Genomic DNA, 14,394 nt, shown 5'->3' with positions numbered 1-14,394 from the left:
CATGATCAAACTCTTCAATTTAAAAGTTTGATGCTCGATGTTTCTTTATTTCTAAAGAAAAGAACTTCGTAATGAATTACGTGTTCACTCACTGAGACTTGGTATTCATTTTTCGTCTTGCGACGTTCAAGAATCCAGTCACCCTGAGTGCCCACACAGATTGTCTGATAAATTGTTAAAGAGCAGGTGCGACGCGCTTCAGCGCTCTGTCGCGAGGTGGCGTATATTACGCTTTCCTCTTTCAGAGTCAACCCTGATTTTCAGGATTTTTTCTCTTCAACCGGACCAGCTGTTTGTGTGAAGTGATTCACATCCGCCGTGTCGATGGAGGCGCATTATAGGGAGTTCTCAGCCCCCCGCAATAGAAAAATGACATAAAAATGACTGACTGCTGCATTCCACAGCAAAACCCGCCTTTATACCCATTTACGCACAGACTTATCCACAATCCGGCAAAAGTACAAAAATTCGCGAGCGCTACGCAAACGTTTTCGTTACAATGCCCGCGCAAAAATCAGCAGCCCTCGCTGGGCCGTTAGCTAAATTTGCGGATCAAAAAGATCCTACTATTTAGCTAACGCTCTCTGTTAAAGCCAAATCCAGGGGATTTACCATGCAACAACGTCGTCCAGTCCGCCGCGCTTTGCTCAGTGTTTCTGACAAGGCCGGTATTGTCGAATTCGCACAGGCGCTCTCTCAGCGTGGCGTAGAACTGCTCTCTACCGGCGGCACCGCGCGTTTGCTGGCAGAAAAAGGTCTGCCAGTGACTGAAGTCTCCGACTACACCGGTTTTCCGGAAATGATGGATGGACGCGTGAAAACCCTGCATCCGAAAGTCCATGGCGGCATTTTGGGTCGTCGCGGTCAGGATGACGCGATCATGGCGCAACACGCCATCGCGCCGATCGATATGGTGGTCGTTAACCTTTATCCGTTCGCCGAAACCGTTGCGCATGAAGGTTGCTCACTGGAAGATGCGGTAGAAAATATTGATATTGGTGGTCCGACGATGGTGCGCTCCGCCGCGAAGAACCATAAAGATGTCGCTATCGTTGTAAAGAGCAGCGACTACACCGCCATTATTAATGAAATGGATGCCAACGAAGGCTCACTTCTGCTTGCCACCCGTTTTGACCTGGCGATTAAAGCGTTTGAACACACCGCGGCGTACGACAGCATGATAGCCAACTACTTCGGCAGCCTGGTTCCTGCCTATCACGGCGAAAGCAAAGAACCCGCCGGCCGTTTCCCTCGTACCCTGAACCTGAACTTCATTAAGAAGCAGGATATGCGCTACGGCGAAAACAGCCACCAGCAAGCCGCCTTCTATATAGAAGAAGAGATCAAAGAAGCCTCTGTTGCCACCGCGCAGCAGCTGCAAGGCAAAGCGCTCTCCTATAACAATATTGCCGATACCGATGCGGCACTGGAGTGCGTGAAAGAGTTCAGCGAACCCGCGTGTGTGATTGTGAAGCACGCCAACCCTTGTGGTGTCGCGGTTAGCGGTTCAATTCTGGAGGCTTACGATCGCGCTTATAAAACCGATCCGACCTCCGCATTCGGCGGCATCCTCGCTTTTAACCGCGAGCTGGACGCTGAAACCGCGCAGGCCATCATCTCTCGTCAGTTTGTTGAAGTGATTATCGCGCCGTCCGCGAGCGAAGAAGCGCTGAAAGTCACGGCAGCTAAACAGAATGTGCGCGTACTCACCTGCGGCGAATGGGCGCAGCGTGTGCCTGGCCTCGATTTCAAACGCGTGAATGGCGGCCTGCTGGTTCAGGACAGAGATCTCGGCATGGTAAGCGCAAGTGAACTGCGCGTTGTCAGCAAACGCCAGCCGACCGAGCAGGAGCTGCGTGATGCGCTGTTCTGCTGGAAAGTGGCGAAATTCGTCAAATCCAACGCCATTGTCTACGCGAAAGAGAACATGACCATCGGCATCGGCGCAGGTCAGATGAGCCGCGTCTACTCCGCGAAGATCGCCGGGATAAAAGCGGGTGACGAGGGGCTGGAAGTAAAAGGTTCAGCCATGGCTTCCGACGCCTTCTTCCCGTTCCGCGATGGTATTGATGCCGCCGCCGCTGTTGGCGTGACCTGCGTTATTCAGCCTGGCGGTTCCATCCGCGATGACGAAGTCATTGCCGCCGCCGACGAACACGGCATTGCGATGATCTTCACCGACATGCGTCACTTCCGCCATTAATCCACGGAGCAGACAATGAAAGTATTAGTAATTGGCAACGGCGGACGCGAACACGCGCTGGCATGGAAAGCCGCACAGTCGCCGCTGGTTGATACCGTTTTTGTCGCACCGGGTAACGCCGGTACGGCACTGGAACCGACGCTGCAAAACGTCGCGATTGGCGCAACCGACATCCCGGCGCTGCTGAGTTTTGCGCAGAATGAGAAGATCGATCTGACTATCGTTGGCCCGGAAGCACCGCTGGTGATCGGCGTGGTCGACGCATTTCGCGCGGCTGGCCTGAAGATTTTTGGCCCCACACAAGGCGCCGCACAACTGGAAGGCTCCAAAGCATTCACCAAAGACTTCCTCGCGCGCCACAATATCCCGACCGCCGAGTACCAGAATTTTACCGACATCGAACCTGCGCTGGCTTACCTGCGTGAGAAAGGTGCGCCTATCGTGATCAAGGCCGATGGTCTGGCGGCGGGCAAAGGCGTGATCGTCGCCATGACGCTCGAAGAAGCCGAAGCAGCGGTTCACGATATGCTGGCAGGTAATGCTTTTGGCGACGCGGGCCACCGCATTGTGATTGAAGAGTTTCTCGATGGTGAAGAAGCCAGCTTTATCGTGATGGTTGATGGCGAACACGTGCTGCCAATGGCCACCAGCCAGGATCACAAACGCGTCGGGGATGGCGATACCGGCCCGAATACCGGCGGTATGGGCGCTTACTCGCCTGCGCCTGTGGTGACGGATGAAGTGCATCAGCGCACCATGGAACGCGTCATATGGCCAACCGTGCGCGGTATGGCGGCGGAAGGGAATACCTACACCGGTTTCCTGTATGCCGGGCTGATGATCGATAAGCAGGGCAACCCGAAAGTTATCGAGTTTAACTGCCGCTTTGGCGACCCGGAAACCCAGCCAATTATGCTGCGCATGCAGTCTGACCTGGTGGAGCTGTGCCTGGCCGCGTGTGAAGGCAAGCTGGATGAGAAAACCTCAGAGTGGGATAACCGCGCATCGCTGGGCGTTGTGGTTGCAGCAGGTGGTTATCCGGGCAACTACCGCAATGGCGATGTCATCCACGGTTTACCACTGGAAGAAGTGGCAGACGGCAAAGTGTTCCACGCGGGCACCAAACTCTCTGCCGACGACCAGGTGCTGACCAACGGCGGACGCGTACTGTGCGTCACCGCGCTGGGTAACACGGTCGCCGAAGCGCAGCAGCGCGCGTATGCGTTAATGACCGATATTCACTGGGATGGCAGCTTCAGCCGCCGGGATATTGGTTACCGCGCGATTGCGCGCGAGCAAGGCAAGTAACTCCTGCCCTTTCACCCTCTCTCCGCCGGGGAGAGGGGTTTCAGAAACTCTTTTCCGTCGGCTGCCAGTGGCAAAAATCTTCATTCGCCACCAGCAATAGCTGCGCCCCTTCCGGCGCTTCCAGCCATGCGACGCTTACCGCAACCGCAGAGCGATTCTGACGCTGCTCAATACGGTTTAAGGCGTAATCATCCAGATCGGGCTTCACGGTCTGACCTTCACAGGTCTGTACCGTATGATTAGCCTGCCAGCGCCCCTGACGCAGGATCACGCGCCCCTGACGCAGCGCGTCACTGGTCTGGCGGATCTGCTCTGCCCGGTAGCGATACAGCGCGACCTGGTCGCTGGAAAGCTGCTGTTTCTGCCCGTCGACTTCACGCTGCATAAAGCTCAGCTCGCCGCGATCGTCAAAACGGACGCGAATATGCTCCGGCGGTTTACCGTAAACATTGAGCTCAATAAGGGTTAACACATCGCCCTGCCAACGGTATTCGCTAAGCGATGTATTCCCGCGGTGCCACGGGCTAAACGCGGCGAGCAAGTGCGTCTCACCGCCTGAATCTTTGCGCCAGATCCGCACTGCGCCCTGATCGCCGGCAAACCCGCTGGCGGTAAAAGGCGGCAAGGAAGAATCATGGCTACAGGCTGTCAGCAACAGTGCTGCGCCCGCTAACAACAGCGGGCGACGCCAGAATGACAAAAGGGGCGAAACCGCCCCTTCGACAAAACTGTTCACTGCCACGCGGTCTTACTTAACTGCGTCTTTCAGTGCTTTACCAGAAACAAATGCCGGCACGTTAGCTGCGGCGATTTTGATTTCTTTACCGGTCTGCGGGTTGCGGCCAGTACGCTCAGCGCGGTGGTTCACTTTGAAGGTACCGAAACCAACCAGTTGTACCGCATCACCTGCTTTCAGAGACTCAGTAACGGCAGCCAGGGTGGATTCCAGTGCAGCTTTCGCTTGCGCTTTAGACAGATCAGCCTTGTCTGCAATTACATCAATCAGTTGAGTCTTGTTCATAAGTTATCCTTTCAATGTGTTTATCGCTTGCTAAGCATCGAGTGCGACGGAAATGCCTCAAAAGCACTCTCCTGCATACACGCACCGATAGCCACTTATTTTCGCCCCCCAAATGTAGACCAGACGGGGGTATTAAGGGAAGCCTTCAGGCACGACAAAACAGGCGTTAAATCACGTTTTATTGTCTCATTGCTGCAAATTTATACCGATATTGCTCTCGCCGACCTCGCGCAGGTCTGCGCGCAGCCCTTTAATCAGTTCAATATCGCGTTCTTCGCAGGCCGCCAGAAGGCGGAAAATCTCCCACTGAATATCCCATTCTTGCTCAACAGCCGGGTTTTCTCGCAGCTCTTCGTCGGTCATCTCGCGTCCCTGCTGGGTCATTTCCAGCATCGCAACGGTGGTGATCGACGTTTTACTGACCTCGATAGCATGCTCCAGCGTTTCACCGCTCAGGCGCGAATGAATCAGTTCACTGAGTGCCACGCAGGCATCAATAGCCGGGTAGACACCGTACAGATCGTAGTCGTCCGCCACCGGAATCGCCTCTTCCAGTTTCTCCAGCTGGCTGTCGAAGTTCACTTTCGCGTCTTTGACGATCTGCGTTTCCCACACCAGGTCAAGGATCCGCCGGTAAAGCTGCGCGTCGCCAAACTCTGTCTGCTGGCAGAACATGGCGTAATTGGGGTACATACGCTCGCACAGGCAAGCCATAAAGACGACGTGCTGCCAGCTTTCCAGCTTTTCCAGACGCAGGTGAATTGGGTTTTGTAACATGATCGTTTCTCAAAATCGGTAATGCGCGGCAGTTTACCTGATATCGCGCTGAATTGCCTGCCAACGCGTAAACGCGGGTCGTCCGGATGCTACCGCGTCCGCCCAGCGAGTCGGCTCCGGCAACCGGTAACCTTTCATGCAGCGCTGCACCCACGCGAGCGCGCTATCCTGGCTGACACGATGCCCGGTGGTGACAAACAACGGATTGCAGCGCGCCTTACTGCGCCACACCCAGGCGAGCTTCTCACCTTTATCCATTAACGGGGAGAGCGCACCCGGCTCGTCCGCCAGCGGTTCGAACTTGCCACACAGCCGCTTTTTCGCCACGCCGATAGTGGGCACATCGACCAGCAAGCCAAAATGGCTGGCAACGCCGAGACGGCGCGGGTGGGAAATCCCGTGGCCATCGACAAACAGCAAATCGGGTTTTTGCGACAGCTGTTCCCACGCCGCCAGCAGCGCCGGGTATTCACGAAACGAGAGGAAACCGGGGATATAAGGCATAGTGGTGGCGATACGCGCCACCTGATACTCAACCAGCTCCAGCGAAGGCCAGGAGAGCAGCACCATTGCCGCTCGCGTCACTTCTCCGTCCTGCTCAAAACCGACATCGGCCCCGCCGATCAATGTGGGCGGATCCTTATCCAGCCGATCCTCGCGGATCACGGAAGAAGCCAGTTCAAGCTGTTGTGCGCGTAGTGACGCGAGATCCATACTCTCTCCTTACTGATGCCAGGAGGCCGAAAGACGGTGCACCGCCTCGACAAATACTCCTGCATGTTCCGGCGGGACATCCTGATGAATGCCGTGACCGAGGTTAAACACATGACCTTCGCCTTTGCCAAAGCCCGCGAGAATCGTCGCGACCTCTTCTTCAATGCGCGCAGGCGGCGCGTAAAGCATAGACGGGTCCATATTGCCTTGCAGCGCAACTTTATGACCAACGCGACGGCGCGCATCGGCGATATCGGTTGTCCAGTCGAGGCCCAGCGCATCACAGCCTGTTTCTGCCATCGCTTCCAGCCACTGCCCGCCGCCTTTGGTGAATAACGTCACCGGCACGCGTCGACCTTCATTTTCACGCAGCAGACCATCGACAATTTTGTGCATGTAATAGAGCGAAAATTGCTGATAATCGCGCCCGGTCAGCACGCCGCCCCAGGTATCGAAAATCATCACGGATTGCGCGCCCGCGCGGATCTGCGCGTTCAGGTACAGCGTGACGCTCTGCGCCAGCTTATCCAGCAGCGCATGCAGGGTGTGCGGCTCGGCGTACATCATTTTTTTAATCAGGGTAAACGCTTTGCTGCTGCCGCCTTCCACCATGTAGGTTGCCAGTGTCCACGGGCTGCCGGAAAAGCCGATCAGCGGCACTTCCCCTTTCAGCTCACGGCGAATGGTGCGCACCGCGTTCATCACGTAGCCCAGTTCGTTTTCCGGGTCTGGCACCGGCAGCTTATCAACATCGGCCTTGCAGGTAATGGGCGAGGTAAAACGCGGCCCTTCCCCGGCTTCGAAATAGAGCCCCAGCCCCATCGCATCTGGCACGGTAAGAATGTCGGAGAAAAGGATCGCCGCATCAAGCGGGTAGCGGCGCAGCGGCTGTAGCGTCACTTCGCAGGCCAGCTCGGCGTTTTTGCACAGCGACATAAAATCGCCCGCTTGTGCGCGGGTCGCTTTATATTCCGGTAAATAACGGCCTGCCTGGCGCATCATCCACACCGGGGTCATATCTACTGGCTGGCGCTGGAGCGCGCGCAGGTAACGATCGTTTTTCAGTTCGGTCATTGTCAGTTCCTCAAGCGTCAGGCCGCCAGTATATACACCTTATTCGTCGTCTGCCCGACACATCGCCACCGTATCCTCGATGAGGCGGCGCGCAACCGTACCCGGCGGCGGTAACAGCGGCAGGTTGTCATAGCGATACCAGCCCGCGTCCAGCAGCTCTTTCGGGTCAATGTGGATTTCGCCGCTGTCATATTCCGCCATAAACGCGGTCATCAGCGATTGCGGGAACGGCCACGGTTGCGAAGTGACATAGCGCAAATTTTTCACTTTGATACCGCTCTCTTCCATCACTTCACGCGCCACCGCCTGTTCAAGGGTTTCCCCCACTTCGACGAAACCAGCGAGCACCGTGTAAATGCCATTGCGATGGCGCGTGTGCTGCGCCAGCAAAATGCTGTCATCACGGCGAATGGCGACAATGATGCAAGGCGCGATTTGCGGGTAATAGCGCTCGCGGCAGTGATCGCACAGCATTGCCCACTCGGTTTTACTGGGGTGCATTGTGTGCCCGCAGTAACCGCAAAACTGGTGTGAACGATAAAACTCCGCCAGTTGCACGCCGCGACCCGCGAGTTGAAACAGCCCCACGTCTTGATCGATGAGCAGACGTACGGATCCCATATCCTGCCGACGATTCTGGCGGATCATCCATACCGCTTCCCCCTGCCACTCGCCAATGTGAAGCGCGCTCTGCCCCACAAGATCGAAATTTCCTGCCTTGCCGTGTGGTAATTCCCCGCCGGGCATCCATAATTTTTGTTCATGGCTGACGATCCACCAGCCCTGATCGTGTGCTTCAATAATACGTACCATTTGGTGAACTACCTTCGCTTTACTGGCATGTTATTAACATTATTATTACATCGTTTTGATCTTACATATTTGCGGAGCCATTTATGCTAAACCAGTTAGAAAGCCTGACAGAGCGCGTTGGAGGAAGTAACAAACTTGTCGACCATTGGCTGCAAGCGCGTAAGCAACTGCTTGTTTCTTATTACAATCTGGTAGGCATTAAGCCTGGTAAAGGATCCTACATGCAGCTTAACGAAAAAGCGCTGGACGACTTTTGCCACAACCTGGTGGAATACCTTTCCGCTGGCCACTTCAATATTTATGAACGCATCATCAGCGAATTGGAAGGGAGCAGCCCACTTTTAGCGGCGACGCAGCTTTACCCAATGCTTGAAGCGAATACAGTAGAAATCATGAACTATTACGACTCCAGCCTGGAAAACGCCATCGATGACGATAACTGTCTGGAGTTCCAGCAAGCGCTCTCCGATATCGGCGAAGCGCTGGCCGCCCGCTTTACCCTTGAAGACAAGTTAATCGTGCTGGCCTTTGATAACAACCTCAAAGAGAGCGCCAACGATGAAAGCGGCATCGCGCGACCCGCTTGAGTTCTTAAACATTAACGCGTAATTTAAAAAGCAGTCCCCCGTCTTCGGACGGGGTTTTTCTTGTCGGAGTGCCTATATTTCCACGGCATCATTCGCGATGCGTCGAGGCGGCAAGTTCGTGAATCCCTGGAGCTTACATTAAGTAAGTGACTGGGGTGAGCGAACGCAGCTAACACAGACACAGTGCGAAAGATGACGTGTAAAAGGCTGAGACCGTTCATTCGGGATCCGCGGAACCTGATCAGGTTAAAACCTGCGAAGGGAACAAGAGTAATCCATTCACATCAACCACCCTCACGGGCGGTTTGCTGCCATTACTCCATCCGTCGTCTGACAAGCCATATCCTTTACATTCTGGAATGAGCTATGTCTGCAAAACTTACACGCCGTGAACAACGCGCCCAGGCGCAACACTTCATCGACACGCTGGAAGGCACCGCTTTCCCCAACTCACGCCGCATCTACATTACCGGTTCGCAACCCGATATCCGCATCCCGATGCGCGAAATCCAGCTTAGCCCAACGCTTACCGGCGGCACAAAAGAACACCCGCAGTTTGAAGAAAATGAAGCGGTGCCGGTGTACGACACCTCGGGTCCGTATGGCGATCCGGATATTGCGATTGATGTCCAGCAAGGGCTGGCGAAACTGCGCGCACCGTGGATTGCCGCCCGTGACGACAGCGAAACGCTGGAACAACGCAGCTCTGCCTATACCAACGAACGGCTGGCCGATGATGGCCTCGACGAACTGCGTTTTCGCGGTTTACTGACGCCGCGCCGCGCGAAAGCTGGCCAGCGCGTCACGCAGTTGCACTATGCCCGCAAAGGGATCGTCACGCCGGAGATGGAGTTCATCGCCATTCGCGAAAACATGGGCCGCGAGCGCATTCGCAGCGAAGTGCTGCGCAGGCAGCATCCGGGCGAGGGTTTTGGCGCCAGGCTGCCGGAAAACATCACCCCGGAATTCGTGCGTGATGAAGTCGCCGCCGGGCGCGCGATTATCCCGGCGAATATCAACCACCCGGAATCGGAACCGATGATCATTGGCCGCAACTTCCTGGTGAAGGTAAACGCCAATATCGGCAACTCGGCGGTCACGTCTTCGATCGAAGAAGAGGTGGAAAAGCTGGTCTGGTCGACGCGCTGGGGCGCGGACACAGTCATGGATTTATCCACCGGCCGTTATATCCATGAAACCCGCGAATGGATCCTGCGTAATAGCCCGGTGCCGATCGGCACAGTGCCGATCTACCAGGCACTGGAGAAGGTTAACGGGATCGCCGAAGATCTCACCTGGGAAGCATTTCGCGACACTTTGCTGGAGCAGGCGGAGCAAGGGGTGGATTACTTCACTATCCATGCGGGCGTGCTGCTGCGCTATGTGCCGATGACCGCGCAGCGCCTGACCGGCATTGTCTCGCGCGGCGGCTCGATCATGGCGAAATGGTGCCTCTCCCATCATCAGGAAAACTTCCTCTATACCCACTTTCGCGAGATCTGTGAAATCTGCGCCGCCTATGACGTTTCGCTGTCGCTTGGCGATGGCTTACGCCCAGGCTCCATTCAGGACGCCAACGACGAAGCGCAGTTTGCCGAGCTGCACACACTTGGCGAGCTGACCAAAATCGCCTGGGAGTATGACGTCCAGGTAATGATTGAAGGCCCGGGACATGTGCCGATGCAGATGATCCGCCGCAACATGACCGAAGAGCTGGAACATTGCCACGAAGCGCCGTTCTACACGCTGGGGCCGCTGACTACTGATATCGCGCCGGGTTATGACCATTTCACCTCCGGCATTGGCGCGGCGATGATTGGCTGGTTTGGTTGCGCCATGCTCTGTTATGTCACGCCGAAAGAGCACCTTGGCCTGCCGAACAAAGAGGACGTCAAACAGGGGCTCATCACCTACAAGATCGCCGCTCACGCTGCCGACCTGGCCAAAGGCCACCCTGGCGCGCAGATCCGTGACAACGCCATGTCGAAAGCGCGTTTTGAGTTCCGCTGGGAAGATCAGTTTAACCTCGCGCTCGACCCGTTCACCGCGCGCGCCTACCACGATGAAACGCTGCCGCAGGAATCCGGCAAAGTCGCGCACTTCTGCTCCATGTGCGGGCCGAAATTCTGCTCAATGAAAATCTCGCAGGAGGTGCGTGACTACGCGGCAGCCCAGGCGATTGAAGTCGGCATGGCGGATAAATCCAGCGACTTCCGCGCACGCGGCGGCGAGATCTACCTGAAAAAGGAGGAAGCCTGATGTATCAGCCCGATTTCCCGCCGGTGCCTTTTCGCCTCGGGCTTTACCCGGTGGTCGACAGTGTTGCGTGGATTGCCCGTTTACTGGAGGCGGGCGTGCGCACCCTGCAACTGCGCATCAAAGATAAACGTGACGAAGAGGTTGAAGCGGATGTGGTGGCAGCCATCTCGCTAGGCCGCCGCTACCACGCGCGGCTGTTTATCAACGATTACTGGCAACTGGCGATCAAACACCAGGCTTACGGTGTGCATCTTGGCCAGGAAGATCTGGAAACGACCGATTTAAACGCCATTCGCGCAGCGGGTTTGCGCCTTGGCGTCTCCACGCATGACGATATGGAAATCGACGTGGCGCTGGCGGCGCGCCCCTCTTACATCGCGCTGGGGCATGTCTTTCCCACGCAAACCAAACAGATGCCTTCTGCCCCGCAGGGGCTGGAACAACTGGCGCGTCACATTGCGCGGCTGAAAGATTATCCAACCGTCGCCATTGGCGGCATTAGCCTTGCGCGGGCTTCGGACGTGCTGGCAACCGGCGTGGGCAGCATTGCGGTGGTCAGCGCCATTACCCAGGCGGATGACTGGCAACAGGCAACCCATCAATTGCTGCAGCTGGCGGGGGTGGGCGATGAATGATCGCGATTTTATGCGCTACAGCCGCCAGATCCTGCTGGAGGATATCGCGGTTACCGGCCAGCAAAAATTGCTCGCCAGCCGGGTACTCATTATCGGCCTCGGAGGGCTTGGCGCACCGGCGGCGGTCTATCTTGCTGGTGCGGGGATTGGCACGCTGGTGCTGGCAGATGATGACGCCGTACACCTGAGCAACTTACAGCGGCAAATCCTGTTTACTACCGATGATATCAACCAGCCGAAAACCCTGGTCACTGCGCAGCGCCTGCACAGGTTAAACCCGGATATTGAGCTGATTACGCTCCAGCAGCGCTTAAGCGGCGAGGCGTTGTACCAGCAGGTTCAGCAGGCCGATGTGGTGCTCGACTGTAGCGACAACATGCTGACACGTCAGGCGATCAACGCCGCTTGCGTGGCACTGGAGACCCCGCTTATCACCGCCAGCGCGGTCGGTTTTGGTGGTCAGTTGATGGTGCTGACACCACCCTGGCAGCAGGGCTGTTACCGCTGTTTATGGCCGGACGACAGCGAGCCAGAACGCACCTGTCGCACCGCCGGCATTGTCGGCCCGGTGGTCGGCATTATGGGCGCCATGCAGGCGCTGGAAGCCATCAAATTGCTGAACGGCCTGCACACCACCAGCGGTGAGCTGCGCCTGTTTGATGCGCGTACCAACCTTTGGCGCACGCTGGCGTTGCACGCTTCCCGCCAGTGCCCGGTTTGTGGAGGGCGACATGCAGATACGCTTCAATGACGAGTCGATGAACTGCGTCGCCGGGCTTTCTGTCGCGACCCTGCTTGAGCAACTCAACCAGCTCAAACCCGGTGTCGCGCTGGCCGTTAATCAACAGATCCTGCCGCGCGAGCAGTGGGAAAACCATCTTGTGCAGGACGGCGATCACATCCTGCTGTTTCAGGTTATCGCAGGGGGCTGAGATGTTACGTATTGCAGAAAAAGAGTTCACGTCACGGTTATTTACCGGTACAGGTAAGTTCGCCACACCACAATTGATGGTGGATGCGATTCGCGCGTCGGGCAGCGAACTGGTGACGCTGGCGATGAAGCGTGTCGACCTGCGCCAGCGCACCGATATGCTGTTGCAACCCTTGCTGGATGCGGGGGTGACGTTGCTGCCTAACACCTCCGGAGCGAAAAACGCCGAAGAGGCCATTTTCGCCGCCCAACTGGCACGGGAAGCACTCGGCACGCACTGGCTAAAACTGGAAATTCATCCGGATGCCCGCTGGCTGCTACCCGATCCCATTGAAACCTTGCGCGCAGCGGAAAAACTGGTGCAGATGGGTTTTGTCGTTCTACCCTATTGCGGTGCCGATCCGGTGCTGTGCAAGCGGCTTGAAGAAGTGGGCTGCGCGGCGGTCATGCCGCTGGGCGCACCGATCGGTTCCAACCAGGGGCTGGAAACCCGCGCCATGCTGGAGATTATTATCGAGCAGGCGAATGTGCCGGTGGTGGTCGATGCCGGGATCGGCGCCCCCAGCCACGCGGCGCAGGCGCTGGAGATGGGCGCGGATGCGGTGCTGGTCAATACCGCGATCGCGGTCGCCGACGACCCGGTCAACATGGCGCGTGCTTTTCGTCTGGCTGTCGAGGCCGGAACACTGGCCCGCCAGGCCGTACCAGGCGCCCGCCAGCGTTACGCGCAGGCCACCAGCCCGCTCACCGGTTTCCTGGAGGAAACATTATGAGCACCTTCACCGACCGCTGGCGGCAATTGAACTGGGACGATATCCGCCTGCGCATCCACAGCAAAACCGCCGCCGATGTCGAACGCGCCCTCAATGCCCGACAGCTCACGCGCGACGATATGATGGCGCTGCTCTCCCCCGCCGCCGCCGGTTTTCTTGAACCGATGGCACAGCAAGCGCAGCGGCTCACGCGCCAGCGTTTTGGCAACACTGTCAGCTTCTATGTTCCGCTTTATCTCTCTAACCTTTGCGCCAACGACTGCACCTATTGCGGGTTTTCGATGAGCAATCACCTGAAGCGCAAAACACTGGATGAGCAGGAGATTGCGCGTGAATGCGCGGCGATACGCGAACTGGGGTTTGAGCATCTGTTGCTGGTCACTGGCGAACATCAGGGCAAAGTCGGGATGGACTACTTTCGCCGCCATATGCCGGCGATCCGTCGCCAGTTCGCCTCGCTGCAAATGGAAGTGCAGCCGCTTTACGAAGCGGAGTACGCCGAGCTGAAAACCCTTGGTCTTGATGGCGTAATGGTCTACCAGGAGACGTACCACGAAGGCCAGTACGCACGTCACCATCTGCGTGGTAAAAAACAGGATTTCTTCTGGCGGCTGGAGACGCCGGACAGGCTGGGCCGCGCGGGTATCGACAAGATTGGACTCGGCGCGTTAATGGGTCTGTCCGACAGCTGGCGGGTGGATTGCTATATGGTTGCCGAGCATTTGCTGTGGCTGCAACAGCGCTACTGGAAAAGCCGTTATTCCATCTCTTTCCCCCGCTTGCGCCCTTGCGCGGGAGGCGTGGAACCGGCGTCGGTGATGGATGAGCGGCAACTGGTGCAAACCATTTGCGCGTTTCGCCTGCTGGCACCGGATACGGAGCTGTCGCTATCCACGCGCGAATCACCACACTTTCGCGATCACGTTATTCCGCTGGCGATTAATAACGTGAGCGCGTTTTCCAAAACGCAGCCGGGCGGCTATGCCGATAATCACCCGGAGCTGGAGCAATTTTCGCCCCATGATGGACGCCGCCCGCAGGAAGTTGCCGATGCGCTGATCGCCCGTGGGCTACAACCGGTGTGGAAAGACTGGGATAGCTGGCTGGGACGTGCGCCGCAAAAAAGCGGCAACGCGCAGATAACGGGTTAACACGTTTTCGGCCTGTTACGTAAAAGCAACATCGGGCGATAGCGGCTTCTCGCCCGAACCGTCATGCTTGCGCTGTCAGGTTATGAGACTGACCGGAGCGGGCGCTCTTCCTCTCTTCCGCTCCGCCTTACTCACTTCAGGTACGCTA

General features: G+C 56.9%; 15 protein-coding genes. 9 read left to right on the top strand and 6 right to left on the bottom strand.

Features of this window, described 5'->3' with window-relative positions; translation table 11 throughout:
- Nucleotides 1–613 precede the first annotated feature (613 nt).
- Both purH and purD read left to right on the top strand, forming a co-directional pair.
- Entirely contained in the window at nucleotides 614–2,203 is a 1,590-nt protein-coding gene (gene purH, locus BN2591_RS02030; protein ID WP_086868588.1) for a bifunctional phosphoribosylaminoimidazolecarboxamide formyltransferase/IMP cyclohydrolase, read from the top strand.
- 15 nt (nucleotides 2,204–2,218) lie between these two features.
- A complete protein-coding gene (gene purD, locus BN2591_RS02025) occupies nucleotides 2,219–3,511 on the top strand; it encodes a phosphoribosylamine--glycine ligase (RefSeq protein WP_017460008.1) in 1,293 nt (430 codons plus the stop codon).
- Between the two features lie 40 nt (nucleotides 3,512–3,551).
- On the opposite strand, the gene BN2591_RS02020 is transcribed toward purD, so the two are convergent.
- The 6 genes from BN2591_RS02020 to nudC form a co-directional block, all read right to left on the bottom strand.
- The gene (locus BN2591_RS02020) at nucleotides 3,552–4,247 is read right to left on the bottom strand and encodes a DUF1481 domain-containing protein (protein WP_086868593.1); all 696 of its coding nucleotides are present in this window, start codon (nucleotides 4,245–4,247) and stop codon (nucleotides 3,552–3,554) included.
- Between the two features lie 12 nt (nucleotides 4,248–4,259).
- Nucleotides 4,260–4,532, bottom strand: a complete 273-nt coding sequence (gene hupA, locus BN2591_RS02015) for a nucleoid-associated protein HU-alpha (RefSeq protein WP_017460010.1) — start codon at nucleotides 4,530–4,532, stop codon at nucleotides 4,260–4,262.
- Between the two features lie 186 nt (nucleotides 4,533–4,718).
- On the bottom strand, nucleotides 4,719–5,309 hold the full coding sequence (locus BN2591_RS02010; protein ID WP_086868586.1) for a YjaG family protein: 591 nt from the start codon (nucleotides 5,307–5,309) through the stop codon (nucleotides 4,719–4,721).
- Nucleotides 5,310–5,342: 33 nt separating this feature from the next.
- The gene (nfi, locus tag BN2591_RS02005; protein WP_086868585.1) at nucleotides 5,343–6,023 is read right to left on the bottom strand and encodes a deoxyribonuclease V; all 681 of its coding nucleotides are present in this window, start codon (nucleotides 6,021–6,023) and stop codon (nucleotides 5,343–5,345) included.
- Between the two features lie 9 nt (nucleotides 6,024–6,032).
- On the bottom strand, nucleotides 6,033–7,097 hold the full coding sequence (gene hemE / locus BN2591_RS02000; protein WP_086868583.1) for a uroporphyrinogen decarboxylase: 1,065 nt from the start codon (nucleotides 7,095–7,097) through the stop codon (nucleotides 6,033–6,035).
- A 39-nt stretch (nucleotides 7,098–7,136) separates the two neighbouring features.
- Nucleotides 7,137–7,910: an NAD(+) diphosphatase gene (gene nudC, locus BN2591_RS01995; protein ID WP_017460014.1), complete on the bottom strand. Its 774-nt coding sequence runs from the start codon at nucleotides 7,908–7,910 to the stop codon at nucleotides 7,137–7,139.
- An 83-nt stretch (nucleotides 7,911–7,993) separates the two neighbouring features.
- Between nudC and rsd the strand changes: the two genes are divergently transcribed.
- The 7 genes from rsd to thiH all read left to right on the top strand — a co-directional run bounded on the left by rsd (nucleotide 7,994) and on the right by thiH (nucleotide 14,246).
- Nucleotides 7,994–8,497: a sigma D regulator gene (rsd, locus tag BN2591_RS01990; protein ID WP_086868581.1), complete on the top strand. Its 504-nt coding sequence runs from the start codon at nucleotides 7,994–7,996 to the stop codon at nucleotides 8,495–8,497.
- Between the two features lie 366 nt (nucleotides 8,498–8,863).
- Nucleotides 8,864–10,756: a phosphomethylpyrimidine synthase ThiC gene (gene thiC, locus BN2591_RS01985; protein ID WP_086868579.1), complete on the top strand. Its 1,893-nt coding sequence runs from the start codon at nucleotides 8,864–8,866 to the stop codon at nucleotides 10,754–10,756.
- The gene (thiE, locus tag BN2591_RS01980; RefSeq protein WP_086868577.1) at nucleotides 10,756–11,391 is read left to right on the top strand and encodes a thiamine phosphate synthase; all 636 of its coding nucleotides are present in this window, start codon (nucleotides 10,756–10,758) and stop codon (nucleotides 11,389–11,391) included. The genes thiC and thiE overlap by 1 nt, the downstream gene beginning before the upstream one ends.
- On the top strand, nucleotides 11,384–12,142 hold the full coding sequence (locus BN2591_RS01975; protein WP_086868576.1) for a HesA/MoeB/ThiF family protein: 759 nt from the start codon (nucleotides 11,384–11,386) through the stop codon (nucleotides 12,140–12,142). The genes thiE and BN2591_RS01975 overlap by 8 nt, the downstream gene beginning before the upstream one ends.
- Nucleotides 12,123–12,323, top strand: coding sequence for a sulfur carrier protein ThiS (gene thiS / locus BN2591_RS01970; protein WP_017460019.1), 201 nt, complete (start codon nucleotides 12,123–12,125; stop codon nucleotides 12,321–12,323). The genes BN2591_RS01975 and thiS overlap by 20 nt, the downstream gene beginning before the upstream one ends.
- Nucleotide 12,324: 1 nt before the next feature.
- Nucleotides 12,325–13,095, top strand: coding sequence for a thiazole synthase (gene thiG, locus BN2591_RS01965; RefSeq protein WP_086868574.1), 771 nt, complete (start codon nucleotides 12,325–12,327; stop codon nucleotides 13,093–13,095).
- The gene (thiH, locus tag BN2591_RS01960) at nucleotides 13,092–14,246 is read left to right on the top strand and encodes a 2-iminoacetate synthase ThiH (RefSeq protein WP_086868572.1); all 1,155 of its coding nucleotides are present in this window, start codon (nucleotides 13,092–13,094) and stop codon (nucleotides 14,244–14,246) included. The genes thiG and thiH overlap by 4 nt, the downstream gene beginning before the upstream one ends.
- Nucleotides 14,247–14,394 lie beyond the last annotated feature (148 nt).

Origin of the sequence: Kosakonia pseudosacchari (assembly GCF_900184035.1) — a bacterium.
GTDB classification, from domain to species: domain Bacteria; phylum Pseudomonadota; class Gammaproteobacteria; order Enterobacterales; family Enterobacteriaceae; genus Kosakonia; species Kosakonia pseudosacchari.
The sequence above is the reverse complement of the archived record's forward strand: the minus strand, read 5'-3'. Positions and strand labels throughout refer to the sequence as shown.

What these genes read in the sequence shown, in the direction of transcription:
- purH (WP_086868588.1), top strand. Translation starts at nt 614, where the DNA reads ATGCAACAACGTCGTCCAGTCCGCCGCGCTTTGCTCAGTGTTTCTGAC.
- purD (WP_017460008.1), top strand. Translation starts at nt 2,219, where the DNA reads ATGAAAGTATTAGTAATTGGCAACGGCGGACGCGAACACGCGCTGGCA.
- hupA (WP_017460010.1), bottom strand. Translation starts at nt 4,532, where the DNA reads ATGAACAAGACTCAACTGATTGATGTAATTGCAGACAAGGCTGATCTG.
- BN2591_RS02010 (WP_086868586.1), bottom strand. Translation starts at nt 5,309, where the DNA reads ATGTTACAAAACCCAATTCACCTGCGTCTGGAAAAGCTGGAAAGCTGG.
- nfi (WP_086868585.1), bottom strand. Translation starts at nt 6,023, where the DNA reads ATGGATCTCGCGTCACTACGCGCACAACAGCTTGAACTGGCTTCTTCC.
- hemE (WP_086868583.1), bottom strand. Translation starts at nt 7,097, where the DNA reads ATGACCGAACTGAAAAACGATCGTTACCTGCGCGCGCTCCAGCGCCAG.
- nudC (WP_017460014.1), bottom strand. Translation starts at nt 7,910, where the DNA reads ATGGTACGTATTATTGAAGCACACGATCAGGGCTGGTGGATCGTCAGC.
- rsd (WP_086868581.1), top strand. Translation starts at nt 7,994, where the DNA reads ATGCTAAACCAGTTAGAAAGCCTGACAGAGCGCGTTGGAGGAAGTAAC.
- thiC (WP_086868579.1), top strand. Translation starts at nt 8,864, where the DNA reads ATGTCTGCAAAACTTACACGCCGTGAACAACGCGCCCAGGCGCAACAC.
- thiE (WP_086868577.1), top strand. Translation starts at nt 10,756, where the DNA reads ATGTATCAGCCCGATTTCCCGCCGGTGCCTTTTCGCCTCGGGCTTTAC.
- BN2591_RS01975 (WP_086868576.1), top strand. Translation starts at nt 11,384, where the DNA reads ATGAATGATCGCGATTTTATGCGCTACAGCCGCCAGATCCTGCTGGAG.
- thiS (WP_017460019.1), top strand. Translation starts at nt 12,123, where the DNA reads ATGCAGATACGCTTCAATGACGAGTCGATGAACTGCGTCGCCGGGCTT.
- thiG (WP_086868574.1), top strand. Translation starts at nt 12,325, where the DNA reads ATGTTACGTATTGCAGAAAAAGAGTTCACGTCACGGTTATTTACCGGT.
- thiH (WP_086868572.1), top strand. Translation starts at nt 13,092, where the DNA reads ATGAGCACCTTCACCGACCGCTGGCGGCAATTGAACTGGGACGATATC.